The sequence below is a fragment of the Fuscibacter oryzae genome, assembly GCF_016765795.1.
GTDB lineage: Bacteria > Pseudomonadota > Alphaproteobacteria > Rhodobacterales > Rhodobacteraceae > Fuscibacter > Fuscibacter oryzae.
Window position 1 is genome coordinate 258,291 of record NZ_JAESVP010000001.1, and the last position, 23,799, is coordinate 282,089.

Consider the following 23,799-nt stretch of genomic DNA (forward strand, 5'->3'; position numbering starts at 1 on the left):
TATCCTCACAGGGCTTTCACGGCCAGCGCACCCGGTTGGGCGGGCGCGAAGGCAAGGGTATTGCGCAAGGCCAGGCCAAAGGGCGCGGCCTCAATCTCGAACGTGTCGCCCGCCTCGGTCTTGATGCCATCGGCAAACGACAGGGTGGCGGTGCCGAACATATGCACATGCAGGTCGCCCGGCTGGCGGAACACGTCATATTTGAAATGGTGGTGTTCCAGATTGGCGAAGGTGTGGGACATATTCGCCTCGCCCGACAGGAACGGCTTTTCCCAGATTACCTTGCCCGCGCGGATCACCCGGCTGGCGCCCCGCACATCGGCGGGCAACTCGCCCACCAGAATCTCGGGGCCGAAACTGGCCTGACGCAGCTTGGAATGGGCCAGCCACAGGTAATTCACCCGTTCCGTCACATGGTCGGAAAACTCATTCGCCACGGCCCAGCCGACACGGCAAGGCGTGCCATCGGGGGCGATCAGGTAGATGCCTGCAAGCTCTGGCTCCTCGCCGCCATCCTCGGCGAAACCGGGGGCCTCCAGCGGCTTGCCGGGGGCGACGGCGGCATGGCCGTTGCCTTTATAGAACCATTCCGGCTGCGCACCTACCGAGCCAAGGGCAGGACGACCGCCCTCCAGCCCCATGCGGAACATCTTCATGCTGTCGGTCAGGGTTTCTTCCCCGCCCAGCTTGGCGTGCATCGCATCGCGGGCGGATGCTGACCCAAGATGGGTCAGCCCCGTTCCGGTCAGGTGCATGTGGCACAGGTCGGGATGGGTGATGGGCAGCGCCAGCCGCCCCTCTTCTGCCGCGCGCAGCAGATCAACCGGCGCGCCAAGGCCGTGGGCGTTGATCACCTCGGCCAGCGAACGCCCCGAAGCGATCGCCTCACTCGCCAGGTCATAGGTCGAGGTTGCGCCTTTGACCTCGGCCGCCTCAGACCCTTCGCGCACCACGACGGCAAGGCTGCCATCGGGGCGGTGGATTTGCGAAATCAGCATCAGGGGCCTCATTTATTCTTGTTGTAAACGTCGAAGATCACGGCGACGAGCAACACCAGACCCTTGATCACCTGCTGGTAATCGATGCCGATGCCCAGGATCGACATGCCCATGTTCATCACACCCATGATCAGCGCGCCGATCACCACGCCGACAATCTTGCCCGACCCGCCCGTCATCGACGCGCCGCCGATAAAGACCGAGGCGATGGCGTCCAGTTCGAACCCGACACCCGCCTTGGGTGTGGCGCTGTTCAGACGCGCGGTCACGATCATGCCCGCCAGCGCCGCCAGCACGCCCATGTTGACAAAGCACAGGAACACCAGCCTGTCGGTGCGGATGCCCGACAGCTTTGCCGCCTTTTCATTGCCGCCCAGCGCATAGATACGCCGCCCGGTCACGGTGTTTTCGGTGAAAAAGGCATAGATCGCGGTCAGCACGGCCAGAACCACCATCACATTCGGCAGGCCACGGAACTGCGCCAGTTGCCAGCCGACAAAGGCGGTCGCCCCGGCGATGATCAGGTTGCGGCCCCAGAACAATCCGGTCGGCTCGGGTTCAATGCCGAATTCGGCATCGCGGGCACGGGCGCGGAAACCCAGCCAGAACTGCAACCCGATGGCGATGGCAATCACGATCAGCGTCAGTCCATGCGGGCGACCGATGCCGGTCAGATCGGGGATGAACCCGTTGGACAGCGCCTGAAAGCCCTTGGGGAATGGCCCGATGTTCTGCCCGCCCAACAGCCACATGGTGGCGCCGCGAAACACCATCATGCCCGCCAGAGTCACGATGAACGACGGAATGCGCCAGAAGGCCACCCAATAGCCCTGCACCGCGCCGATGATGCCACCGACCACCAGTGTCAGCGGAATGACGATGTAGAACGGCAGCCCCACCTTGACCGTCAGCCAGGCCGCCACCGCGCCGGTAAAGGCCGCAACAGAGCCGACCGACAGGTCGATATGCCCCGCCACGATGACCAGCAACATGCCCAGCGCAAGGATGATGACATGGCCGTTTTGCAGGAAGATGTTGGTGATGTTCTGCGGTTGCAGAAAGTTCACCGGCTGCGGTTGCACCTGCAAAAGAATGGAAAACAGCGCCACGATGGCGACCAGCGCCACAAGCATGCCGTTTTCCCGCAGATGGCTGCCCAGATGGGCGCCCAGACCTTTTTGCTCTGCCATCACGCAGCCTCCCCCTCGTTGTCTTTCTTCTGACCGTTGTCGCGGATGATCAGGGCCATGATCCGTTCCTGGCTGGCTTCCTCTTTGGAAAGTTCCCCCAAGATACGGCCCTCGTTCATCACATAGATGCGGTCGCACATGCCCAAAAGCTCGGGCATTTCCGAACTGATCATCACGATGCCGCGCCCTTGGGCGGCCAGATCGTTCATGATCGTATAGATTTCAAACTTGGCCCCCACGTCGATGCCGCGCGTGGGTTCATCCAGAATAAGAACCTCCGGTTCGGTGAACAGCCATTTGGCCAGAACCACCTTTTGCTGGTTGCCGCCCGACAGGTTCACCACCTTTTGCTGCACGCTTGGCGTGCGGATCGCCATGGCCTTGCGATAGCGCTCGGCCACCTCGGTCTCGCGCCGTTTGTCCAGCACGCCACCGTTGGAAACCCCCGGCAGGTTGGCCAGCGTGGTGTTCCTGACGATGGGTTCTTCCAGAATCAGACCCAGAACCTTGCGGTCCTCGGTCACATAGGCCAGCCCGGCATCGACGGCCCTGGTCACGCTGCTGGTATCGGCGGGCTTACCGTTCATCAGGGCTGTGCCGGTGATGTCGCGGCCATAGCTGCGGCCAAAGAGACTCATCGCCAGTTCAGTGCGCCCCGACCCCATCAGGCCGGCGATGCCGACGATCTCGCCCTTGCGCACGGTGAAACCGGCGTCCTTGATGACCTGACGGCCCACCTGTTCGGGGTGCCAGACGTTCCAGCCCGACACCTCCAGCAATACCTCGCCGGGGTTCGAAACCCGGTCGGGGTATCGATGCGCCATATCGCGGCCCACCATGTCGCGGATGATGCGGTCCTCGGTAATCTCGTGCTTGTCCATGGTGGACACGGTGGACCCGTCGCGGATGACGGTGATCCGGTCGGCCACGCGGGAAATTTCATTCAGCTTGTGGGAAATGATGATCTGGGTAACGCCTTGCGCCTTCAGCTCCAGCATCAGGTCGAGCAGCTTCTGGCTGTCGTTTTCCTGCAGGGCGGCGGTGGGTTCGTCCAGAATCAGCAGGCGCACATCCTTGGCCAGCGCCTTGGCAATCTCGATCAGTTGCTGCTTGCCGACGCCCAGCTTGCCCACCTGCGTCGTGGGCACTTCGGACAGGCCCACCTTTTTCAGCAACTGCTCTGTCTGCTTGAAGGCCTTGGGCCAGTTGATCACACCGCCCTGCGCCACCTCATTGCCCAGAAACAGGTTCTCGGCGATCGACAGCAGCGGCACCAGCGCAAGTTCCTGGTGGATGATGATGATGCCCTTGTGTTCGCTGTCACGGATCGAGCGGTTTTCCAGCACCGCACCATCATAGTGGATCTCGCCCTCATACGACCCATGCGGATAGACGCCAGAAAGCACCTTCATCAGCGTCGATTTTCCGGCCCCGTTCTCGCCGCAGATGGCGTGAATCTCGCCCTCCTCAACGGTCAGGTTCACGCGGTCCAGCGCACGCACACCGGGGAAGGTCTTGCCGATCCCCCGCATTTCCAGCAGCGTTCTGGTCATCTGGCATCCCCCCGGAAGAAAAATGGCCCGCCGCAGGACAGCGGCGGGCCAAGAATTGCAGGCTTACTTCAGCTGGTCAGCGGTGTAATAGCCCGAGGTGACCAGAACAGCTTCGTAGTTCGCGGCGTTCACCGGCTGGCTTTCCAGCAGGTAGGACGGCACGACCTTGACGCCGTTGTCATAGGTTTTCTCGTCGTTGATCTCGGGCGTGCCGCCGGAAATGATCGCATCGACCATCTTGACGGTGACCTTGGCCAGTTCGCGGGTGTCCTTGAAGATCGAGGAATACTGCTCGCCCGCGATGATCGACTTGACCGAGGGCACCTCGCAGTCCTGACCGGTGACGATCGGGAACTTCAGATCGCCAGAGCCATAGCCCACGCCCTTGACCGACGACAGGATGCCGATCGACAGGCCGTCATAGGGTGACAGCGCGCCGTGCAGAACCTTGTCGCCGTAGTTGGCAGACAGCAGGTTGTCCATGCGGGCCTGGGCGACCGCACCGTCCCAACGCAGGGTGCCCACAACTTCCATGCCCATCTGGCCCGACGGAATGGCAATCTCGCCCGAGTCGATCATGGGTTGCAGGACCGACATCGCGCCGTTGTAGAAGAAGAAGGCGTTGTTGTCGTCGGGCGAGCCGCCGAACAGTTCGACGTTCAGCGGCTTGGTGTCGGGGAAGCGTTCCTTCATCCCTTCGACAAGGCTGGTGGCCTGTTGCACGCCGACCTTGAAGTTGTCGAAGGTGGCATAATAGTCCACATCGCCCGAATCGCGGATCAGGCGGTCATAGGCGATAACCTTGATGCCGCTGGCGGCAGCATTGGCCAGCGCGTTCGACAGCGTGGTGCCGTCGATGGCGGCGATGATCAGAACCTTCACACCCTTGGTGATCATGTTCTCGATCTGGGAAAGCTGGTTCGGGATGTCATCTTCTGCATATTGCAGATCGGTGTCATAGCCCGCTTCCTTGAACTGCGCGACCATCGATTCCCCGTCCGAGATCCAGCGGGCCGAGGATTTGGTGGGCATCGCGATGCCGACGGTGCCCTTGGACTGGGCAAAGGCCGGCAGGACGTGGGCCGAGGCGGCAGCGGCGGTCAGCGCCAGCAGCGCGCGTCTTGAAATTTGCATGGTATTCCTCCCCATGGCCGCGCGTTGGCGGCGTGTCAAAAGCCGGATGCATCCGATGCCCCCGACCGTGCGCGACTGTTGCAATGGCCGGACATATCCGTCAAATCATGAATTGCGATGATGCAATGACAGAATTGGTATATCAATGTCCGACGACCGCGACAGTCTTCAGCGCCGGGGCCTGAAACTTGGGCATCTGCAACTGATCGCCGAATTGGCGGAAACCGGGCAGCTTGGGCTTTCGGCGCTGCGATTGGGCATCGCGCAACCCGCCGCGTCGCGCATGCTGGCGGAAATGGAACGCATCGTGGGGCAGGATCTGTGCCTGCGCACCGGGCGCGGTATGGTGCTTACCCCCGCCGGGCTGGCGCTGGCGGCGCGGGCGGCGCGCATCCGGCTGGAAATGCGCGATGCCGCGCGCGAGATGGAGGAACACGCCCGCGGTGCCTTTGGCAACGTGCGGATCGGGGCGGTGACAGCCCCCGCGCTGGAAATCGTGCTGCCGGTGCTGCGCACCTTTCGCCTGACCCATCCGGGGGTGACGGTGGATGTGGCGGTGGCACCGTCCGATACGCTGAACACGCAGTTGCTGGATGGCCAGATCGACTTTGCGCTTGGCCGCCTGCCCGCCGCCCCGGCCGAAGCCGCCCTGCTGGACATGGACGAGATGGGGGATGAACCCGTGTCGCTGCTGGTGCGGCGCGATCATGCCTTGCTGGCCGGCCCCCTGCGTGACCCGGCCCGGCTGCTGGAGTTCGACTGGGTGATCCCCGGTGGCGACAGCCCCCTGGGCCGCGCCGTTCTGGCCCATCTGGCACGACTGGGCCTGCCGCCACCGCCCCGCCGCCTTTCCACCGCATCCTTCCTGCTGACGCTGGCGCTGATCCAGCAATCGAACGCGATTGCCCCTTTGGCCCGTGCGGTGGCCGATCAGTTCGCGCGCGGGCCGGATGCGCCCTATGCCGAATTGCCGATCGATCTGGGGATCGTCGTGGCCCCCTATGGCCTGCTGACGCGCAAAGGGGCCATTCTGCCGCCCGCAGCCCGGCTGCTGGCACGGGCGATGCTGAACGCCGGGCGGCGCACGGCGGGCTAGCCGAGGATTTGCGCGGATGGCCTGTAAGCCGGATTCTGTCCGGGGGTTTCCCCCCTGGATGACCATTCCTCTGCCGCTCGTGTTGCCACGGCGGTCAAGCTGCCAACCCGGACCTCTGGGCTGAAGTGTCCCTGCGGAGGTCTCTGCCATCGCCTTTCGGCAGTCGCAGACCTTTCCGCGCAAGGTCCCTATTCGGCATTGCTCCGGGTGGGGCTTGCCGTGCCGTCCCGGTTGCCCGGTCCGCGGTGGGCTCTTACCCCACCGTTTCACCATCACCCTGCATGCAGGGCAGACTCTTCTCTGTGGCGCTTTCCCTGGGGTTGCCCCCGCCGGGCGTTACCCGGCACCCTTACCTCATGGAGTCCGGACTTTCCTCGAGGCATTCGCCCCGCGGTCATCCAGCCATCCGCGCGGGCCGGGGATTACGCCGGGCGCGACACCGCGTCAATCGCCCTTGCCGGAAATCCGTGGCAGGATGGGGAATATAGCCGTAATGGTGCCCCATGCCCCTGTTTGCCCCATCCCAACTGCCCGCAAAATGCGACCTGATCGCGGCCCGCGACAATCTGGCGTTCTTTGACAGCCAGTCGATCACATTGCCCCGCCCCATCACCGCGCTGGACGGCTGGAACCTGCAAATGGCGCGCGCCCTGCCCCTGATGGCACTGGCCTCCCGCATCCGCGATGCCATTTCGGCGCGCTTTGGCGTCAAGCGGATCGGCGGGTTTTCCGGGCAACGGGCGACAGCGGTGCAGCCCGGTGATCACCTTGATTTCTTTCTGGTCGAACGATCCGAACCCGAAGTGCTGACCCTGACCGAGCGTGACCGCCATCTGGATGTGATGACCTGCCTCACCACCACGGACGGGCGGCTGGCCATCACCTCTTCGGTCATCACACACAACTGGTTCGGGCAGGCCTATATGCTGCCGGTCGCCCCGGCGCACCGGCTGATCGTGCGGCTGATGCTGCGGCGGTTGGCACAAGACTTGGCCGTTCAACCCGCTGGGTAACGCTGCGCCAGATCGGCAGCCAAGCCGGCATCCACTCTGTCCAGCGGCCCCGTCGCCCAAGGCCGAAACCGCAGGCGAAAGGCGGCAAGCTGCGCCTCTTGGGGCGCATCGGGATAACCAAAGACGCGCGTATTTGCGGCGAAACTGTCCGGCGGGGCCTCGCCCGCCTTGGGCCAGACCGACAACCCGGCCAGGGCCAGCCGCCGCCAATCGAACCGCGCGCCCGGGTCGCCCTTGCGCAACGGGGCCATGTCGGAATGGGCAATCACCCGATACGGCGGAATAGACCAGCGCGCCAAGACGCCCGCCAGCACCCGCTCCAGCGCCGCCATTTGCGGTTCAGGGAACGGCTGACTGCCGGAATTGGCCATTTCGATTCCGATGGAATGGCTGTTGATATCGGACAGCCCTGCCCACTCGCCTGCACCGGCATGCCAGGCGCGATGCGCCTCATCTACCAGCGCCTCGGTCTCTCCGGCCTCGGAAATCAGCCAATGTGCCGAAACCTCATGTTCCGGGGCGCACAGCCGATCCCGCGCCTCGGCGCAACTGGCCATGGCGGTGTAATGCAGTACGATTAGCGTTGGCCGCACGCCCCCCCGCCGTTCCCCAAAGTTGGGCGAGGGGTAGGCGCTCACTGTAGCGCGGTGCGGAAGGGGCGCGGATCCCACGAGCAGGCAAAGCCGTCGCCATCGGGGTCCAGCCCCTTGCGGTCACGCTCTGGCCCGCCTGCCTCAAGGAACGCTTGCTGCGCCAGATCGGGCGAAGGATATTTCGCACAAGCCCGGTCGGGGTTGGTGAACCCAAGGCCCGACCGCTTGTAGATCGGCTCGCCGACGTTGTTTGTGGCCGCCAACGCGAATTGCACGATGTTCGGCCCTTCCGCGCCGGTGCGCGACGGCAGGGCGGTGGGCTGATCAACCGTATATTGCGCCTTGTTACGCTCAATCCGGGCCTTGTCGCTTTCGATGGTCTCGCGCGCTGAAACCGCACCAAAATCATTCTCGTCCGAGATGGTCTTGGGTACATTGGGCATCTCGCCCGTGTCTTCCTGAATGGTCGTAGGCGCGTTGCCGCGCGGGCGCACGCCAGTTGCGGGCGGAGCGGCAGCATAGGTCGGCGCGGCAGTGGCCGGTGCCGCGCCATTGGCTCGCGCAATCGCCGCCGCAGCACCTTCGGTCGAAAAACCGGGCTGCGCCGCCGCAGGGGCCGCAGGCTGGCCATAGGTCTGCGCCGCCCCGTTCTGCTTCATATAGCTGTTGTAATCCTGAAAGCCGGCACCCGAATCCGGCGTCGCCGGGGTGCAGGCTGCCAGCCCAAGGGCCGCCATCATCGCAAACTGGACACGCATATTCACACTGCCTCGATCAAAGTTGGGCGTCGTTTCACGTCTTTTCGCGCCCTTACCACCATTTTGCAGGCTTGGAAACAAAGCCCGCCGCCCGTTCCAGCACATAGGCGTGATTGAGAAGGTCGCCCTCCTCCCACGGCTTGCCGATCAGTTGCAACCCAAGGGGCAGACCCTTGGCATCCAGCCCTACCGGAACCGACACGCCGGGCAGACCGGCAAGGTTCACCGTGACGGTGAACACATCGTTCAGATACATCTCGACCGGATCGGCCGATGCCATCTCGCCAAGACCAAAGGCAGACGACGGGGTGGCAGGCGTCAGGATCGCGTCGATCCCGGCGGCAAAGGCCAGTTCGAAATCACGCTTGATCAGCGCGCGCACCTTGCGGGCACGGTTGTAATAGGCATCATAGAAGCCCGCCGACAGAACATAGGTGCCCACCATCACGCGGCGCTGCACCTCGGCCCCAAAGCCTTCGGCGCGGGTTTTCTCATACATCTCGGTGATGCCATCGCCCTGCGCCAGCGTGGCACGGTGGCCATAGCGCACCCCGTCATAGCGGGCGAGGTTGGACGACGCTTCTGCCGGGGCCACAACGTAGTAGGCGGGCAGCGCGTATTTGGTATGCGGCAGGGAAATATCGACAATCTCGGCCCCGGCATCGCGCATCATCTCGATGCCCTTCTGCCACAGCGCGTCAATCTCGGCCGGAATCCCGTCCAACCGGTATTCGCGCGGAATGCCGATCTTCTTGCCACGAATGTCGCCGGTCAGCGCCGCCTCAAAATCGGGCACCGCCAGATCGGCGCTGGTCGAATCCTTGGGGTCATGCCCGGCCATCGAGCCAAGGAAAATCGCCGCATCGCGCACCGATTTGGTCATCGGCCCGGCCTGATCAAGGCTGGAGGCAAAGGCGACGATGCCCCAGCGCGACACACGCCCATAGGTCGGCTTGATCCCGACGATGCCGGTAAAGGCCGCAGGTTGACGGATCGAGCCGCCGGTATCGGTGCCGGTCGCCGCAAGGCACAGGTCCGCCGCCACCGCCGCAGCCGACCCGCCGGATGAACCGCCGGGCGTCAGTTGACGGCTGTCAACCTTCCACGGGCTGACCACCGGGCCATAGCAGGCGCTTTCGTTGGAACTGCCCATGGCGAATTCATCCATGTTCAGCTTGCCCAGCATCACCGCGCCGTCGCCAAACAGCTTGGTCGTGACGGTCGATTCATATTCGGGCTTGAAGCCTTTCAGGATGTTCGAGGCCGCTTGGGTCGGCACGCCCTTGGTGGCGAACAGATCCTTGATCCCCAATGGAATGCCGCACAGCGACGGCGCACCGCCCGCCGCAATCCGCGCATCCGCCGCTCGCGCCTGATCCAGCGCGATATCGGGGGTCTTGTGAACAAAGGCGTTCAGCCCGTCGGCGGCATCGATTGCCGTCAGGCACGACATCGTCAGGTCAACGGCCGAAATATCGCCCTTGCGCAGCGCCGCGCGTGCGGCGGCGATCGTCCAAGAATTCGCGCTCATTCCACCACCTTCGGCACGGCAAAGAACCCTTCACGCGCATCGGGCGCGTTCTTGAGGATCTGGTCCTGAATGTTGCCGTCGGTCACCACATCGGCGCGGCGTTTCAGCCGCATCGGCGTGACGGACACCATCGGCTCCACCCCGTCCACATTCACTTCGTTCAACTGCTCCATGAAACCCAGAATGCCCGAAAGCTCGCGCGCCAGATCGGGCAGACGGTCTTCCTCCACCCGGATGCGGGCCAGTTTGGCCACCTTCCGCGCGGTATCAATGTCGATGGACATGGGATCACCCTTGGTTTTCGTTCGGCCCCGTTTAGCCGCGTGCCCCCCGCCCTGCAAGGCGTTGGGCGGCCTGCGCGGCCCGGTTTTCAACATTTGCGCACAGGCAAAGCTGCGCCGAAGCACCCCGGCTGTCATCAAACCGTCTGGCCGAACCGCGCAGATGCCCTAACTTGTCACAGGGGCAACCGCAAAGGGCATTCCATGAAAATCATCTGGCTGGGCCATTCGGGCTTTCGCATTGAAATCGAACAGGCGGTGCTGCTGGTCGACCCCTGGCTGACCGGCAACCCGATGTTCCCAGCAGACCGACGGGCAGAGGCGCTGGCGGGGGCGACCCATATCCTGCTGACCCACAGCCATGGCGACCATGCCGCCGATGCCGCCGCGATCTCTGCCGAAACCGGCGCGCCGGTGGCCTGCATCCACGAACTGTCAGAATGGCTGGGCGGCAAGGGCGCACAGACCATCGGCTTTGGCAAGGGCGGCACCATCGACTGCGGCGGCGCAAAAGTTACCATGGTCAACGCCACCCATTCAGCCAGCATCGACTTTGGCGGTGGCCCGCTGCTGCCCGCAGGGTCGGCGGCGGGCTTCATGATCGCGGGCGAGGGCCATGTGATCTATGTCTCGGGCGATACCGACATCATGGCCGACATGGGCTGGATGGCCGATTACCACAAGCCCGACATCGGCATCCTGTCCTGCGGCGGGCATTACACGATGGATATGGACCGCGCCGCCTATGCCGCGCGGACCTTCTTTCAGTTCCGCACCGTAATTCCCTGCCATTACCGCACCTTCCCCCTGCTGGCGCAGAATGCCGATGCCCTGCGCGCGGGCCTGCCGCCGGGGATTGAGGTGGTGGAACCCCAGGTGCTGGACCCCATCAGCTTCTGACCCTTTCGCCGCAGGGCAACGCGCCCTATCCTGCCTGAAAACCGGGGGAAACGATGGGCAAGATTGCCGTGATGGGTGCAGGTGCCGTGGGCTGTTACTACGGCGCCCTGCTGGCGCAGGCGGGTGAGGATGTGACCCTGATCGGCCGCCCCGCGCTGGTTCAGGCCGTGGCGCGGCAGGGCCTGTTGCTGGAAAAGGGCGGCCAGACAGCTGCGATTGCCCTGACCGCCACAGACAGCCCGGCAGGCGTTGCCGGGGCCAACGTCGTGATCATCGCCGTGAAATCCGGCGACAGCGCCGAGGCCGCCCGCCAGATCGCGCCGCATCTTGCGCCCGATGCCACGATCCTCAGCCTGCAAAACGGCATCTCGAACGGCGAAACCCTTGCCGCTACGCTTGGCCGCCCCGTCATCCCCGTAGTGGTCTATGTCGCCACCGACATGGCAGGCCCCGGCCACGTCCGCCATCATGGCCGGGGCGAGCTGGTCTTTGCCCCCGGCCCCCGCGCCGAACCCGCCGCCGCCCGCTTTCGCGCCGCAGGCATCGACGCGCAGGTTTCGCCCGATGCCGCCACCGCGCTTTGGACCAAATTCGCCATCAACTGCTGTTTCAACGCCGTCTCGGCCCTGACGCGCCAACCCTATGGCACCATCGCCGCCCAACCCGGCGCGCTCGACACGATGCGCGTGGTGCTGGACGAATGCTGCGCCGTCGCCAAAGCCGAAGGCATCCCCCTGCCCGATGACCTGTGGCACCGGATCGAGGCGATCACCCATCAGATGGCGGGCCAGTTCTCCTCGACCGCGCAAGACATGATGCGCGGCAAACCAACCGAAATCGATTATCTCAACGGCGAAATCCACCGCCGCGCCGCCCGCCATGGCATCGCCACCCCGGTCAATACCGCGCTTTGGGCCTTGGTGAAACTGGCCGAAAAATCCGCCTAATCGCGCCGTCCGGCGAAAAAGTCTTTCAGCAACCGCTCCGCCTCACCGGCCGCGATGCCATCGTAAACCTCGGGCACATGATGGCACTGGGGGTGCGAATACACCCGCGCGCCCACTGTCACCCCGCCGCTTTTGGGGTCGCTTGCCCCGAAATACAGCCGCCCGATCCGCGCAAAGGAAATCGCCGCCGCACACATCGGGCAGGGTTCCAACGTCACATAAAGGTCATGCCCCCCCAACCGCTCGCTGCCCAAGACCGCACAGGCCGCCCGCAGCGCCAGCACCTCGGCATGGGCGGTGGGGTCGTGCAACTCCCGCGTCCGGTTCCCCGCCCGCGCCACTACCCGGTCGCCCAGAACCACGCAGGCCCCCACCGGCACCTCGCCGCGCGCACCCGCCGCCCGCGCCTCTTCCAGCGCAATCTCCATGAAAGACCGGAAGCCGCGTTGCTCTTTCATACTGGCTCAAATATCCTCGGGGGTCCGGGGGCAGACGGCCCCCGGCGCTAACCGCGTGCGCAAAGGTTCCCGTTCATGGCCGAAAACACAACCCCCGAAGGGGACCGCATTGCCAAGGTCCTGTCCCGCCGGGGCGTCGCCTCGCGCCGAGAGGCAGAGCGGCTGATCGAAGCCGGAAAGGTCAAGGTCAACGGCAAGACCATCACCTCGCCCGCGCTGAACGTGACCGACAAGGACAAGATCACCATTTCCGGCCACCCGCTGCCGGTTCTCGAACCGCCGCGGCTGTGGCTGTATTACAAACCCGAAGGTCTGGTCACCTCGGCCTCTGACGAAAAGGGCCGCGATACGGTGTTCGATCACCTGCCCGAAGATCTGCCGCGCGTCATGTCGGTCGGGCGGCTTGACCTCAATTCCGAGGGCCTCCTTCTGCTCACCAACGACGGCGAGTTGAAGCGCCGGCTGGAGCTGCCTTCGACCGGCTGGCTGCGCAAATACCGCGTGCGGATCAACGGCAACCCCACCGACCCCGATCTGGAACCCTTGCGCAAGGGCATCACGGTGGATGGCGAACGGTTTCAGCCGATGCACGTCACGCTGGACCGGGTGCAAGGTGCCAATGCCTGGCTGACCATCGGCCTGCGCGAAGGCAAGAACCGTGAGATTCGCCGCGCGATCAATGCGATAGGGCTGATCGTGAACCGCCTGATCCGCACCAGCTATGGCCCGTTCCGTCTGGGCGATCTACAACCCGGCCAAGTCGAAGAGGTGCGCCAGCGCGTGCTGAAGGACCAGTTGGGCGAAGGCGGGGCCACCGACCCCGAAGAGGCCCCCGCCCGCCGCCGTGGTCCCACAATCGCCCGCCCCGCGGCCCAGAAACCCCGCCTGAAACCCGGCGAGGCGCTGAAAGACCTGTCGGAAACCTGGCAAAAGGCCACCACCCGCCGCCGCACGCCCGACAGCGCCGATACCGCCGACCGCACACCCCGTGGCCGCGCCGCGCCCGAGGGCGACGCGCGCAGCGCCAAACCAACGGGCAAACCCTTTGGCAAACCCGCCGCACCGCGCAGCGCGGCTGACGCCCCCCGCCCACCGCGCAAGCCTGCCGCGCCTCGTCCCGGCTCTACCCGCAACGCCCCCCGCCCACCGGCAAAGCCCGGAAAATAGCGGCGAATCGCCTCTTGCGCGTATGACGCGCGCGCCGACGTGATGTCAGGGGAAAATTCCCGCCGAATCCCCCCAAGCCCCACTGGCAAGGGCCTTGGCCCTTGCCTATAGTCACCACGTCGGCATAGCAAAGCAGGGGTGTCATGTCAGGCCAGGGCCTTCAGTCGCTTGCCTATTTCGTCCTTCTTGCGCTGATCCTTTATGTCGCCGCTTCGGGGGGGGCATAATGGCCCAGCGTTACGGTGGAAAGTTCAGCCCCGACGCCGGTCCACAGGCCGCAACGGACAATGCTCCCCTGGCAGCGCCGCCGCCTTCGCGCGCGCGGAAACGGTCGAAATGGCTTTATTTTACCGCCTTCGCCTTTCTGATCCCGGCGTTCCGGGGCAGCCCGCGCGAAATGGTGATCTCGCTGGTCGCAGGCGGGCTTGTGGTCCTTGCCGCCTGGCTGACGCAGGAAGGCGCCCGCGCGCAAGACGAATATGACGCCCGACGTGTCGCTCGCCGCCCGGCCATTCCGCGCAAGATATTTGCCGCCGTCATCCTGGGCGCAGCCCTGTTCGCCGGTGGCCTCGTCGCGCAAGCCAACCCGGTCTATCCTGTGCTGTTTGCGCTCCTGGGCTTTGCCCTGCACCTGATGGCCTTTGGCCCCGACCCCTTGCGCGACAAGGGGATGGCAGGGATGGACCCGTTCCAGACCGGGCGCGTCGCCAAAGCGGTGGACGAAGGCGAAGCCTACCTTTCGGACATGAAAGACGCGATCCTGCGCGCCAATGACCGGATGCTGGAAGGCCGGGTTGACCGCTTTGCCACCGCCGCCCGCCAGCTTTTCCGCACGGTCGAAGGCGATCCCGCCGACCTGACGGCAGCGCGCAAGTATCTGTCGGTCTATCTGATGGGCGCGCGCGACGCGACGGTGAAATTCGCCGACCATTACGCCCAGACCCGCGACCCAAAGGTCCGCGCCGATTATGAGGCGCTGTTGACCGATCTGGAAACCACCTTTGCCGAACGGTCAAAGGCGCTGCTTGCCGGCAGCCACACCGATCTGGATGTTGAAATACAGGTGTTGCGTGAACGCCTGAAGATGGAAGCCTGACCCCCTTTTTGTGAGAGTGATCATGACCGACAATATCCGCGACCAGGCCGCCGCCGCCCTTTCAGAAGTTGAAAAAGTCACCGCCACGCTGTTGCCCGAACCCGGCACCGCCGTGGTGCCGCTGGCCGATGCCACACCCGCGCAAGCCGATGAGATCAGAAAGCGCATGGACGAGATCGACATGACCAACACCCAGTCGATCATTTCCTTCGGCGCGGGCGCGCAGGCGGAACTGCAAGTCATCAGCCAGGAAATGCTGTCGGGCGTGAAGAACAAGGATGTTGGCCCCGCCGGCGACAGCTTGCGGGAAATCGTCTCGACCATCCGCGGGTTTTCGGGCGATGAGCTGGACGTCGGCCGCGAGCGGAGCTGGTGGGAAAAGCTGACCGGGGCCGCCGCCCCTTTGGCTCAGTTCGTTGCAAAGTATGAAGAGGTTCAGGGCCAGATCGACAAGATCACCGAAAACCTGCTGATGCACGAACACACCCTGCTGAAGGATGTGAAAAGCCTTGATATCCTTTATGAAAAAACGCTGCGGTTCTACGACGAACTCGCGCTTTACATCGCCGCAGGCGAGGCCAAGCTGAAGGAACTTGACACCACCGCCATCCCGGCCAAAGACGCGGCGGTCAAGGCCGCACCAGAGGCGGATCAGGTGAAAGTGGCGCAGGAATTGCGCGACCTGCGCGCCGCCCGCGATGATCTGGAACGCAGGGTGCATGACCTGAAACTGACCCGTCAAGTCACCATGCAATCCCTGCCCTCGATCCGCCTTGTGCAGGAAAACGACAAATCGCTGATCGCCAAGATAAACTCGACCTTGGTCAACACCGTTCCGCTGTGGGAAACCCAGCTTGCGCAGGCTGTCACCATCCAGCGCAGCAAAGAGGCGGCAGAGGCGATCAAGGACGCCAATGACCTGACCAATGAGCTGCTGACCGACAACGCCGAAAACCTGCAAGAGGCCAACCGCGTGGTGCGCACCGAGATGGAGCGGGGCGTTTTCGACATCGAGGCGGTGCAAAAGGCCAACACCAGCCTGATCGCCACCATCGAGGAAAGCCTGCAAATCGCCGATGAAGGCAAGGCGCGCCGCGCGAGCGCCGAGGAACAACTGATCAAGATGGAGCATGACCTGCGTGACACGCTGGCTTCGGCCCGCGCCCGCACCACCGGGTCGGCCACGGATCTTGGAGCCTCGACCGGGGAATGACGCGCGCGTTGCGCCCCTTTGGCCTGATGCTGGCGGTGGGCCTTGCGCTGTCCGCCTGCGTCACCCCGCCCGCGGGGCGCAATGTTACGCCGCCCGCGCGGCCCATCGCGCAGACCCCGCCCGCCAATGCGCCCGACACCCCTGCCAGTGCAGCGGCGCGGGCCTATTACGGGCAGGTGCAGCAGGCCTTGCTGTCGCAAGGCTTGTTGCGCACCGATGGGGGCGGGCCGGACACGCCGTTTTCGGCCGATCTTCTGACGCGCAATTTCATCAAGATCGCGCTTTATGATGAATATGACCGGGGCGGCGCGCCCTCCAGCGTCGGCCAGTTGCGGCGCTGGAATGCGCCGGTGCGGGTGGGCCTGCGCTTTGGCGCCTCGGTTTCCGCCCAAAGGCGGGCGACAGATACAGCCATGGTCGGATCTTACCTTGCGCGGCTGTCGCGGTTGACCGGGCATGCCATCGCGCTGGATGACATCGCGCCGAATTTCTACGTCTATATGGTGTCAGAAGACGAACGCCGCGCCCTTGGCCCCGAGATTCGCGCCGCCATGCCCGAACTGGGGCCGGGCGACGTGCGCAGCGTCACCGATATGCCGCGATCCACCTATTGCATCGTACTGGCACAATCGGCGGGCAGCACAGGTGTCTATCAGCACGCCTTTGCCGTGATCCGTTCCGAACACCCCGACCTTTTGCGCCTGTCCTGCGTGCATGAAGAGATTGCCCAAGGCCTTGGCCTGCCCAATGACAGCCCCCTCGCCCGCCCCTCGATCTTCAATGATGATGAGGAATTCGCCCTGCTGACCCGGCAGGACGAGATGATGCTGCGGCTGCTATACAACCCCGCCCTCCGCCCCGGCATGACCGAGGCCGAGGCCCGCCCCATTGTGACCGACCTTGCCAAAGGGCTGGTCGGTGGTGAATCATGACCCCGTTTCAGGGGAAGGAGTGACCCATGGTCTTCGATTTTCTCAAAGGCGAATTCATCGATGTCATTTCCTGGCTGGACGACACGCGCGACACGATGGTGTGGCGGTTCGAACGGCGCGGGAATGCGATCAAATACGGTGCCAAGCTGACCGTGCGCGAGGGGCAGGCGGCGGTTTTCGTGCATGAGGGGCAGCTGGCCGATGTGTTCGGCCCCGGCCTTTACATGCTGGAAACCAACAACCTGCCGATCCTGACGACCTTGCAGCACTGGGACCACGGCTTTCAGTCGCCCTTCCAGTCCGAAATCTATTTCGTCAACACCACGCGCTTCAACGACCAGAAATGGGGCACCAAGAACCCGATCATGGCACGCGACCCCGAATTTGGTCCGGTGCGCCTGCGCGCTTTTGGCACCTATTCAATGCGGGTTTCCGATCCGGGCACCTTCATCAAGGAGATCGTCGGCACGGATGGAGAGTTCACCGCCGACGAAATCTCGAACCAGATCCGCAATGTGATCGTGCAAGAAGCCAGCCAGACCCTGGCGAAATCGGGCATTCCGGTGCTGGACATGGCCGGGAACACCGGCGATCTGGGCAAGCTGATCGCCACGGCGATCACGCCCAAGGTGGGCGATTACGGCCTGTCGATCCCGGAATTCTATATCGAGAACATCAGCCTGCCCGAAGAAGTCGAAAAGGTGCTGGACAAGCGCACCTCGATAGGGGTCGCGGGTGATCTGTCGAAATACATGCAGTTCAACGCCGCGGAATCGCTGGACAATCCCGGTTCCGGCGCGGGCACGATGATGGGCGCGGGCATGGCCGCCGGCATGGGGGCCGCGATGGGTCAGAACATGGGACCATGGGGCGCGGCCCCGGCCGCCGCAGCGCCCGCCGCCCCGCCGCCACCGCCCCCTGCGGGCAAGGCCTGGCATATCGCGGACAATGGCCAGACCAAAGGCCCGTTCAGCGAGGCTGACCTTGCACAGATGGCGCAAACGGGCAGTCTGACCCGCGCGACGCTGGTTTGGACCGCCGGGCAAGACGGCTGGAAACCCGCCGCCGACACCGATCTGACGCGCCTTCTGGCGCAGGTGCCGCCGCCCCCGCCTGCGGTGTAACGTGGTCCCCAAGGTCACACAGGAACACCGCTGGCCGTGCAGCGCCTGCGGGGCCGAGTTGCGTTTTGCCCCCGGGCAAACGCAACTGGTGTGTGACCATTGCGGCCATGTCGAAACCATCCCCGCCGCCGACGCTCCCCGCCGCGCCCGCGCGCTTGGGGAACTGGATCTTGCCCAAGGCCTGCGCGACGATCTGCCGGATGAGGCGACGGCAGAGGTGCGCACCACCCGTTGCCCCAACTGCGGCTCTGTCGTCGAATTTCAGGGCGCCAGCCACGCCACCGAATGCCCGTTCTGCGCCACCCCCGTCGTCATTGATACCGGCAGCCAGCGGCGGTTGAAACCGCAGGCCGTCGTGCCCTTTCAACTGACCGAGGCGCAGGCGCGCGACAGGCTGACCGGCTGGCTGGGGGGGCTGTGGTTTGCGCCGAACCGCCTGTTGGAATTCACCCGCAAGGGCCGCGCCATGGCGGGCATCTATGTGCCCTACTGGACCTTTGATGCCGACAGCGCCAGTCGCTATTCCGGCGAAAGGGGCGATTACTATTACACCACCGAATGGGTCACGGTAGAGGTGAATGGCCGGACCGAGCGTCGCCAGCAACAGGTGCGCCACACCCGCTGGACCAGCGTTTCCGGGCGGGTTGCGCGGGCGTTCGACGATGTGCTGATCCTCGCCTCCACCAGCATTCCGCCCCATCTGGGCAATGCGCTGTCGAACTGGGATCTGTCTGCCCTTGCCCCCTATTCGCCTGATTATCTGGCGGGTTTTCAGGCCGAAGGCTACACCGTCCCCTTGTCTGACGGTCATTCCCGCGCGCGCGACTGGATGGGCCGGGTGATCGCCGAGGATGTGCGCCGCGACATCGGTGGCGACGAACAGCGCATCACCGACATCGACAGCACCTTCCGCGCCGAAACCTTCAAGCACATCCTGCTGCCGATCTGGATGGCTGCCTATAAATACAACGGGCGCAGCTATCAGTTTCTGGTCAACGGTCAGACCGGAGAGGTGCGCGGCGAACGCCCCTACAGCATCTGGAAGATCACCCTTGCCATTCTGGCCGTGGCGGCCATCGTCGGCGTCGCCTTCTACCTGAACGATCAGGGCATGCTGAACCGCTGAGGGCGCTCTTGCCGTAAATGGGTTGGCACAGGATACCGCCCGTTCCAATGGGCCCCTCCCCTGCCGCCGTGGGCGATAAATAGTCCCCTAGCGTGATGTTTGAGATCATGCACCTTACCGCGCATCCCAAGCGCCCGCAGTTATTTGCGTTGCACGCACGCCAAAAGGGCCGGGGGTACGCCCGAGCCGAATGCTCCCGGCGCGCCACCCGTGAAAACATGACTCTTAAAAACAGATATTCGTGATCCGCCGCCAAGGCACCCGCCTGCGGTTGACACCCCCTCCCCACGGGTCTAGCCCGGCCCTGTTCCAACCGGAACGCCGCATCAGGACGCTGCGATGATCCTTTCCGAGACCGATGCCACGATGCAGGGCAAACACGTCCTGCAAAACCGTAACTATCGCCTCTTCCTCACCTCGCGCACCTGCTCGTCGCTGGGGTTTCAGTCGCTGACCGTGGCGCTGGGGTGGATGATCTACGACCTGACCGGCAGCGCCTGGATGCTGGGCTGGGTCGGGTTCTGCCAGTTCCTGCCGATGCTGCTCCTGACCTTCGTGGTCGGCACCGTCGCCGACCGCTATGATCGCCGCCGCATCGGGCTGATCTGCCAATGGGTACAGGCGGTCACCGTGCTGACCCTCGGCACACTGGCTTGGCACGGGCTCTTGACCGCGCCGGGTATTCTGGCCGCCGTCGCGGTCCTTGGCGCGGCACAGGCGTTCGAACGGCCCACCATGGCCTCGCTGGTGCCCGGCATCGTCGGGCCCGCCATGCTGCAACGCGCTATCGCCACCTCGACCTCTTTCATGCAGACGGCGCTGATCGTCGGGCCATCGCTGGGCGGCATCCTCTATGGCGTGGACAGGCTGGTACCGTTTTTCACCTCTGCCGTACTGTTTCTGGCCGCAGGCATCGCCGTCTCGCGCATCCGGCTGATAGCACCACCTGCGGCCCGAGCGCCCGTGACCCTTGCGACGGTTTTTGCCGGGGTTGCCTTCATCCGCCAAACGCCTGCCGTGCTGGGCATGATCTCGCTCGATCTCTTCGCCGTCCTCCTCGGCGGAGCCACAGCACTTCTGCCGATTTACGCCAGCGACATCCTAGACGGCGGCCCCTTTGCGCTTGGCCTCTTGCGCGCGGCACCCGCCATCGGCGCGCTTCTCATGTCGTTTTACGTCGCGCGCCACCCGATCCGGCGCGGCGCGGGCAAAAAGATGTTCGCCGCCGTCGCCGTCTTTGGCCTTGCCACCATCGTCTTCGCGCTGTCCACCAACATCACCCTGTCCATTCTGGCGCTCCTCGTCGTCGGCGCCTCCGACAATATCAGCGTCGTCGTCCGCTCCTCGCTGGTGCAGCTGATGACACCGGATGAGATGCGGGGCCGGGTCAATGCCGTGAACTCGCTCTTCATCGGCACCTCGAACCAGTTGGGAGAGTTTGAAAGCGGCATGGTGGCGGGTGCCCTTGGCCCGGTGGCGGCGGGTGTCATCGGCGGCGTCGGCACGCTGGCCGTTGTGGCGCTGTGGATGGCCGCCTTCCCCACCCTGCGCCGGATCGAACGGCTGGACGGCACCTGATCCCTTCCTCTTGGCAAAAATACTCCGGGGGAGTCGCGGCACGCGACGGGGGCAGCGCCCCCTTCCCTGGTTGACAGCACAAGCCCCCTTGCCCATAGCGACAAGGACGACAAAGGGACCGCCGCCATGCACTATGACCCGACCCGCACCCTGCCCGAAGCGCGGATTGCCGACCTGCCGAACCCCTATTTCGGCAAGGTGCGCGATTGCTATGATCTGCCGGATCAGCGCCGCATCCTGATCTCGTCAGACCGGATTTCCGCGTTTGACCGTATTCTGGCCGTCATCCCCTACAAGGGCCAGGTGCTGACCCAGATGGCGCGGTTCTGGTTCGATGCCACAGCCGACATTTGCCCCAACCATGTGCTGGCCTACCCCGACCCCAATGTGGTGGTGGGCAAGCTGGTCACCATCCTGCCGGTGGAAATCGTGGTGCGCGGCTATCTGGCGGGCACCACAGGCACCTCGGTTCTGACGATGTACAAAAAGGGCGTGCGCCAGATGTATGGCCACACATTGCCCGACGGGATGCGCGACAATCAGGCGCTGCCCGCCCCGATCATCACCCCCACCTCCAAGGCCTTTGACGGCGGCCATGATGAGCCGCTGACCGAGACCGAAATTATCGCCCAAGGCCTGCTGACCCAAGCGCAGTGGAATGACGTGTCGGCCAAGGCGCTGGCGCTGTTCGCGCGCGGGCAAAAGATGGCCGCCGAACGCGGTCTGATCCTTGTCGATACCAAATACGAATTCGGGCTGGATGCCGCGGGCAACATCCTGATCGCCGACGAAATCCACACCCCCGATTCCAGCCGCTATTGGATCGCACACAGCTATGCCAAAGCGTTCGAGACGGGCGAGCGCCCCGCCTCTTTCGACAAGGATGTGATCCGCGCCTGGGTCGCCGCGCGCTGCGACCCCTATGTAGATGACATCCCCGAGATTCCGGCCGAGATGATCGAAAAGACCGCCCGCGCCTATATTGAGGCCTATGAGATGATCACCGGCACCGCTTTCGTGCCCGATCTGACGGGCGAAACCGTGCTGGCGCGGGTGCGCAGCAACCTGCGGCAATTCTTCACCACCTGAGCAAATGTTTGCGCAAACACCGCGCTTTCGGCTAAATCCGGCGAACGGGAATGGAGGAACCAGATGATTCTCAGCGCAGGTGAGGCCCTGATCGACATGCTGCCACGCACCGCCACCAGCGGTGAGGCGTGTTTTGCCCCCTATGCGGGCGGTGCCGTGTTCAACACTGCTATCGCACTGGGGCGTCTGGGCGCGCCCTCGGCCTTTTTCTCGGGCGTGTCCACCGACATGCTGGGCGAGATTCTGGCAGAAACGCTGGCGGCCTCTCAGGTGGAGACCCGGTTCCTCGCGCGGTCCGACCGCCCCACCACGGTTGCCTTTGTCAAACTGGTGAACGGTCAGGCGACCTATGCGTTTTATGATGAAGGCACCGCTGGCCGGATGCTGGCCACCGCCGACCTGCCCGCCCTGCCGCCCGAAATCAGCACCGTCTTTGTCGGCGGCATCAGCCTGGTGAACGACCCCGCCGCCAGCACCTATGAGGCGCTGCAAGCGCGTGAGGCGGCGACCCGCGTCACCATGATCGACCCCAACATCCGCCCCGGTTTCATCGCAGGCAAGGAAACCGAATACCGCGGCCGGATTGAGCGGATGATCGCGCGGGCGGATCTGGTGAAGCTGTCGGATGAAGACCTGCACTGGCTAATGGGTGAGGGCGATCTGACCACTCTTGCGCGCGGCCTTCTGGCCAAGGGGCCAAAGGCCGTCTTCATCACCGAAGGCGCCAAGGGCGCCCGCGCCGTTACCGCCCGCCAAGACCGCTTTGTCCCCGCCCACAAGGTCACCGTCGCCGATACCGTCGGCGCGGGCGACACCTTCAACGCGGGTGTCCTTTGCGCGTTGCACGAGGCCGGTGCATTGACCAAGGCGCGTGTCGGGGTGCTGACCGATGCCGAGCTGGATGCCGCCCTCTCTCTGGGCGTCGCCTCTGCCGCCATCACCGTCAGCCGCCCCGGCGCAAACCCGCCTTGGCGGAACGAATTGTGAGGGCCGTTCTTCAGCGCGTCAGCCGCGCCAGCGTTTCCGTCGATGGAGCCGTGGTCGGCGAGATCGGCCCCGGTCTGATGATCCTCGTTTGCGCCATGCAGGGCGATACCGAGGCGCAGGCCGACAAACTGGCCGCGAAAATCGCCAAGCTGCGGATTTTCAAGGATGAGGCGGGCAAGATGAACCTGTCGGTCAAGGACGCGGGCAACGCTGCCCTGATCGTCAGCCAGTTCACCCTTGCCGCCGACCTGCGCGGCAACCGCCCCGGCTTCAGCCCCGCTGCTGCCCCGGATGAGGGCAAGCGGCTTTATGATTATTTCACCACCCGGATTGCGGCCGAAGGCATTGCGGTCGCAAACGGCATCTTCGGCGCCGATATGGATGTGTCACTGGTCAATCAGGGGCCGGTGACCATCTGGCTGGACACCGACACCCTGTAACCTGCCTATCCGCGATCAGTTGAACGGGTTGGCATCGCCGCCCTTGCTCAGTGCATCAGAACACTCGACCAGCGCATTGATCGAGGCGTTCGATCCGGCCAGCGAATAATCGACCACATCCGACCCATCGGCGCTGCGCAGATAAAGCCGGCTGCCCTGCGCCACCTCGATCAGGAAATTCACGCCCTGATCACTGTCGGGCAGGTCGAACAGGACCGAATTCTTGTAAAGTTCTGCCCCCGTCAGGTTCCAGGGCGCACGGCTGCCGATGGCAACTTGCAGATCGGCGGTCTGGCCTTCGCCGAAATCCCAAGAGGTGGAATAGAACTGCAACCGCACCGATTTGTCCTGAAACACCCAGATGGTGAAACTGTCGCTGCCGCCGTCCACCGCTGCCGTGCAGGACATCGTGCCATCGTCCAGCGCAATCACCTCGACCTGCCAGTGTTTGTGCTGAAACACGATCTGCGATTTCGCTTCAGCCAACGCCGGTGCCGCCGACAGCGCCATAACCCCGGCGAAGACCGCGCCTAGAATAGCTTTTTTCATACCCTAACTCCCTCACGAATTGGTGATAGGAATAATGCGGCAAGTG

General features: G+C 64.2%; 24 protein-coding genes and 1 other RNA gene. 14 read left to right on the plus strand and 11 right to left on the minus strand.

What is annotated here, in order from left to right:
• Positions 1–5 precede the first annotated feature (5 nt).
• The 4 genes from araD1 to chvE all read right to left on the minus strand — a co-directional run bounded on the left by araD1 (position 6) and on the right by chvE (position 4,875).
• Complete coding sequence (gene araD1, locus JI744_RS01195) at positions 6–998, minus strand: AraD1 family protein (RefSeq protein ID WP_202657500.1); 993 nt, start codon at positions 996–998, stop codon at positions 6–8.
• A gap of 8 nt (positions 999–1,006) precedes the next feature.
• Positions 1,007–2,188 (minus strand): multiple monosaccharide ABC transporter permease, encoded by a 1,182-nt coding sequence (gene mmsB, locus JI744_RS01200; protein ID WP_202657501.1) that lies wholly within the window; start codon positions 2,186–2,188, stop codon positions 1,007–1,009.
• Complete coding sequence (gene mmsA / locus JI744_RS01205) at positions 2,188–3,741, minus strand: multiple monosaccharide ABC transporter ATP-binding protein (RefSeq protein WP_202657502.1); 1,554 nt, start codon at positions 3,739–3,741, stop codon at positions 2,188–2,190. Before mmsA ends, mmsB begins: the two co-directional genes overlap by 1 nt.
• A gap of 63 nt (positions 3,742–3,804) precedes the next feature.
• Positions 3,805–4,875 carry a multiple monosaccharide ABC transporter substrate-binding protein gene (gene chvE, locus JI744_RS01210; protein ID WP_202657503.1) on the minus strand — a complete coding sequence of 357 codons (1,071 nt, stop codon included), beginning with the start codon at positions 4,873–4,875 and terminating at the stop codon, positions 3,805–3,807.
• A gap of 145 nt (positions 4,876–5,020) precedes the next feature.
• Between chvE and JI744_RS01215 the strand changes: the two genes are divergently transcribed.
• Positions 5,021–5,971: a LysR family transcriptional regulator gene (locus tag JI744_RS01215; protein WP_202657505.1), complete on the plus strand. Its 951-nt coding sequence runs from the start codon at positions 5,021–5,023 to the stop codon at positions 5,969–5,971.
• Positions 5,972–5,979: 8 nt separating this feature from the next.
• Here JI744_RS01215 and rnpB read toward each other — a convergent pair.
• Positions 5,980–6,381: RNase P RNA component class A (gene rnpB / locus JI744_RS01220), an RNA gene on the minus strand.
• A gap of 93 nt (positions 6,382–6,474) precedes the next feature.
• Between rnpB and JI744_RS01225 the strand changes: the two genes are divergently transcribed.
• Positions 6,475–6,984 (plus strand): DUF2867 domain-containing protein, encoded by a 510-nt coding sequence (locus JI744_RS01225; RefSeq protein ID WP_202657507.1) that lies wholly within the window; start codon positions 6,475–6,477, stop codon positions 6,982–6,984.
• Here JI744_RS01225 and JI744_RS01230 read toward each other — a convergent pair.
• Genes JI744_RS01230 through gatC form a run of 4 tightly spaced genes read right to left on the minus strand, consistent with a single transcriptional unit; the run spans position 6,969 to position 10,150 of the window.
• Complete coding sequence (locus tag JI744_RS01230; RefSeq protein ID WP_202657510.1) at positions 6,969–7,577, minus strand: N-acetylmuramoyl-L-alanine amidase; 609 nt, start codon at positions 7,575–7,577, stop codon at positions 6,969–6,971. The genes JI744_RS01225 and JI744_RS01230 overlap by 16 nt on opposite strands.
• A 41-nt stretch (positions 7,578–7,618) precedes the next feature.
• Entirely contained in the window at positions 7,619–8,335 is a 717-nt protein-coding gene (locus JI744_RS01235) for a hypothetical protein (protein WP_202657511.1), read from the minus strand.
• Positions 8,336–8,387: 52 nt separating this feature from the next.
• On the minus strand, positions 8,388–9,866 hold the full coding sequence (gene gatA / locus JI744_RS01240; RefSeq protein WP_202657513.1) for an Asp-tRNA(Asn)/Glu-tRNA(Gln) amidotransferase subunit GatA: 1,479 nt from the start codon (positions 9,864–9,866) through the stop codon (positions 8,388–8,390).
• Positions 9,863–10,150 carry an Asp-tRNA(Asn)/Glu-tRNA(Gln) amidotransferase subunit GatC gene (gatC, locus tag JI744_RS01245; protein WP_202657515.1) on the minus strand — a complete coding sequence of 96 codons (288 nt, stop codon included), beginning with the start codon at positions 10,148–10,150 and terminating at the stop codon, positions 9,863–9,865. Before gatC ends, gatA begins: the two co-directional genes overlap by 4 nt.
• A gap of 201 nt (positions 10,151–10,351) precedes the next feature.
• Here gatC and JI744_RS01250 point away from each other — a divergent pair, with 201 nt between their 5' ends.
• Positions 10,352–11,047 carry a metal-dependent hydrolase gene (locus JI744_RS01250; RefSeq protein WP_202657517.1) on the plus strand — a complete coding sequence of 232 codons (696 nt, stop codon included), beginning with the start codon at positions 10,352–10,354 and terminating at the stop codon, positions 11,045–11,047.
• A 53-nt stretch (positions 11,048–11,100) separates the two neighbouring features.
• Positions 11,101–11,994 (plus strand): ketopantoate reductase family protein, encoded by an 894-nt coding sequence (locus JI744_RS01255; protein ID WP_236019191.1) that lies wholly within the window; start codon positions 11,101–11,103, stop codon positions 11,992–11,994.
• On the opposite strand, the gene JI744_RS01260 is transcribed toward JI744_RS01255, so the two are convergent.
• A complete protein-coding gene (locus tag JI744_RS01260) occupies positions 11,991–12,452 on the minus strand; it encodes a nucleoside deaminase (protein WP_236019192.1) in 462 nt (153 codons plus the stop codon). The two genes, JI744_RS01255 and JI744_RS01260, sit on opposite strands and share 4 nt — an antisense overlap.
• Before the next feature lie 75 nt (positions 12,453–12,527).
• Here JI744_RS01260 and JI744_RS01265 point away from each other — a divergent pair, with 75 nt between their 5' ends.
• The 10 genes from JI744_RS01265 to dtd all read left to right on the plus strand — a co-directional run bounded on the left by JI744_RS01265 (position 12,528) and on the right by dtd (position 23,204).
• Complete coding sequence (locus tag JI744_RS01265) at positions 12,528–13,619, plus strand: pseudouridine synthase (RefSeq protein WP_202657519.1); 1,092 nt, start codon at positions 12,528–12,530, stop codon at positions 13,617–13,619.
• Between the two features lie 226 nt (positions 13,620–13,845).
• Positions 13,846–14,715 carry a 5-bromo-4-chloroindolyl phosphate hydrolysis family protein gene (locus JI744_RS01270; RefSeq protein WP_202657521.1) on the plus strand — a complete coding sequence of 290 codons (870 nt, stop codon included), beginning with the start codon at positions 13,846–13,848 and terminating at the stop codon, positions 14,713–14,715.
• A gap of 22 nt (positions 14,716–14,737) precedes the next feature.
• Complete coding sequence (locus JI744_RS01275; RefSeq protein WP_202657522.1) at positions 14,738–15,928, plus strand: toxic anion resistance protein; 1,191 nt, start codon at positions 14,738–14,740, stop codon at positions 15,926–15,928.
• Complete coding sequence (locus JI744_RS01280; RefSeq protein ID WP_202657523.1) at positions 15,925–16,860, plus strand: DUF2927 domain-containing protein; 936 nt, start codon at positions 15,925–15,927, stop codon at positions 16,858–16,860. The genes JI744_RS01275 and JI744_RS01280 overlap by 4 nt, the downstream gene beginning before the upstream one ends.
• Positions 16,861–16,886: 26 nt before the next feature.
• On the plus strand, positions 16,887–17,984 hold the full coding sequence (locus tag JI744_RS01285; RefSeq protein WP_202657524.1) for an SPFH domain-containing protein: 1,098 nt from the start codon (positions 16,887–16,889) through the stop codon (positions 17,982–17,984).
• Between the two features lie 88 nt (positions 17,985–18,072).
• Positions 18,073–19,110 (plus strand): primosomal protein N' (replication factor Y) - superfamily II helicase, encoded by a 1,038-nt coding sequence (locus JI744_RS01290; RefSeq protein WP_407927487.1) that lies wholly within the window; start codon positions 18,073–18,075, stop codon positions 19,108–19,110.
• 339 nt (positions 19,111–19,449) lie between these two features.
• Positions 19,450–20,688 (plus strand): MFS transporter, encoded by a 1,239-nt coding sequence (locus JI744_RS01295; RefSeq protein WP_202657526.1) that lies wholly within the window; start codon positions 19,450–19,452, stop codon positions 20,686–20,688.
• Between the two features lie 126 nt (positions 20,689–20,814).
• Positions 20,815–21,777 carry a phosphoribosylaminoimidazolesuccinocarboxamide synthase gene (locus JI744_RS01300; protein WP_202657527.1) on the plus strand — a complete coding sequence of 321 codons (963 nt, stop codon included), beginning with the start codon at positions 20,815–20,817 and terminating at the stop codon, positions 21,775–21,777.
• A 63-nt stretch (positions 21,778–21,840) separates the two neighbouring features.
• A complete protein-coding gene (locus JI744_RS01305; protein ID WP_202657528.1) occupies positions 21,841–22,764 on the plus strand; it encodes a carbohydrate kinase family protein in 924 nt (307 codons plus the stop codon).
• Complete coding sequence (gene dtd / locus JI744_RS01310) at positions 22,761–23,204, plus strand: D-aminoacyl-tRNA deacylase (protein ID WP_202657529.1); 444 nt, start codon at positions 22,761–22,763, stop codon at positions 23,202–23,204. The genes JI744_RS01305 and dtd overlap by 4 nt, the downstream gene beginning before the upstream one ends.
• Positions 23,205–23,219: 15 nt before the next feature.
• Here the strand turns inward: dtd and JI744_RS01315 are convergent, their stop codons facing one another.
• Complete coding sequence (locus JI744_RS01315) at positions 23,220–23,753, minus strand: DUF1176 domain-containing protein (RefSeq protein ID WP_202657531.1); 534 nt, start codon at positions 23,751–23,753, stop codon at positions 23,220–23,222.
• Positions 23,754–23,799: the final 46 nt, after the last annotated feature.

Coding starts and splice junctions, on each gene's coding strand:
- mmsB (WP_202657501.1), bottom strand. CDS start 2,188: ATGGCAGAGCAAAAAGGTCTGGGCGCCCATCTGGGCAGCCATCTGCGG.
- JI744_RS01215 (WP_202657505.1), top strand. CDS start 5,021: ATGTCCGACGACCGCGACAGTCTTCAGCGCCGGGGCCTGAAACTTGGG.
- JI744_RS01275 (WP_202657522.1), top strand. CDS start 14,738: ATGACCGACAATATCCGCGACCAGGCCGCCGCCGCCCTTTCAGAAGTT.
- JI744_RS01260 (WP_236019192.1), bottom strand. CDS start 12,452: ATGAAAGAGCAACGCGGCTTCCGGTCTTTCATGGAGATTGCGCTGGAA.
- JI744_RS01265 (WP_202657519.1), top strand. CDS start 12,528: ATGGCCGAAAACACAACCCCCGAAGGGGACCGCATTGCCAAGGTCCTG.
- JI744_RS01255 (WP_236019191.1), top strand. CDS start 11,101: ATGGGCAAGATTGCCGTGATGGGTGCAGGTGCCGTGGGCTGTTACTAC.
- JI744_RS01235 (WP_202657511.1), bottom strand. CDS start 8,335: ATGCGTGTCCAGTTTGCGATGATGGCGGCCCTTGGGCTGGCAGCCTGC.
- JI744_RS01250 (WP_202657517.1), top strand. CDS start 10,352: ATGAAAATCATCTGGCTGGGCCATTCGGGCTTTCGCATTGAAATCGAA.
- araD1 (WP_202657500.1), bottom strand. CDS start 998: ATGCTGATTTCGCAAATCCACCGCCCCGATGGCAGCCTTGCCGTCGTG.
- JI744_RS01315 (WP_202657531.1), bottom strand. CDS start 23,753: ATGAAAAAAGCTATTCTAGGCGCGGTCTTCGCCGGGGTTATGGCGCTG.
- mmsA (WP_202657502.1), bottom strand. CDS start 3,741: ATGACCAGAACGCTGCTGGAAATGCGGGGGATCGGCAAGACCTTCCCC.
- JI744_RS01295 (WP_202657526.1), top strand. CDS start 19,450: ATGATCCTTTCCGAGACCGATGCCACGATGCAGGGCAAACACGTCCTG.
- JI744_RS01300 (WP_202657527.1), top strand. CDS start 20,815: ATGCACTATGACCCGACCCGCACCCTGCCCGAAGCGCGGATTGCCGAC.
- JI744_RS01280 (WP_202657523.1), top strand. CDS start 15,925: ATGACGCGCGCGTTGCGCCCCTTTGGCCTGATGCTGGCGGTGGGCCTT.
- gatA (WP_202657513.1), bottom strand. CDS start 9,866: ATGAGCGCGAATTCTTGGACGATCGCCGCCGCACGCGCGGCGCTGCGC.
- gatC (WP_202657515.1), bottom strand. CDS start 10,150: ATGTCCATCGACATTGATACCGCGCGGAAGGTGGCCAAACTGGCCCGC.
- JI744_RS01225 (WP_202657507.1), top strand. CDS start 6,475: ATGCCCCTGTTTGCCCCATCCCAACTGCCCGCAAAATGCGACCTGATC.
- chvE (WP_202657503.1), bottom strand. CDS start 4,875: ATGCAAATTTCAAGACGCGCGCTGCTGGCGCTGACCGCCGCTGCCGCC.
- JI744_RS01305 (WP_202657528.1), top strand. CDS start 21,841: ATGATTCTCAGCGCAGGTGAGGCCCTGATCGACATGCTGCCACGCACC.
- JI744_RS01270 (WP_202657521.1), top strand. CDS start 13,846: ATGGCCCAGCGTTACGGTGGAAAGTTCAGCCCCGACGCCGGTCCACAG.
- JI744_RS01285 (WP_202657524.1), top strand. CDS start 16,887: ATGGTCTTCGATTTTCTCAAAGGCGAATTCATCGATGTCATTTCCTGG.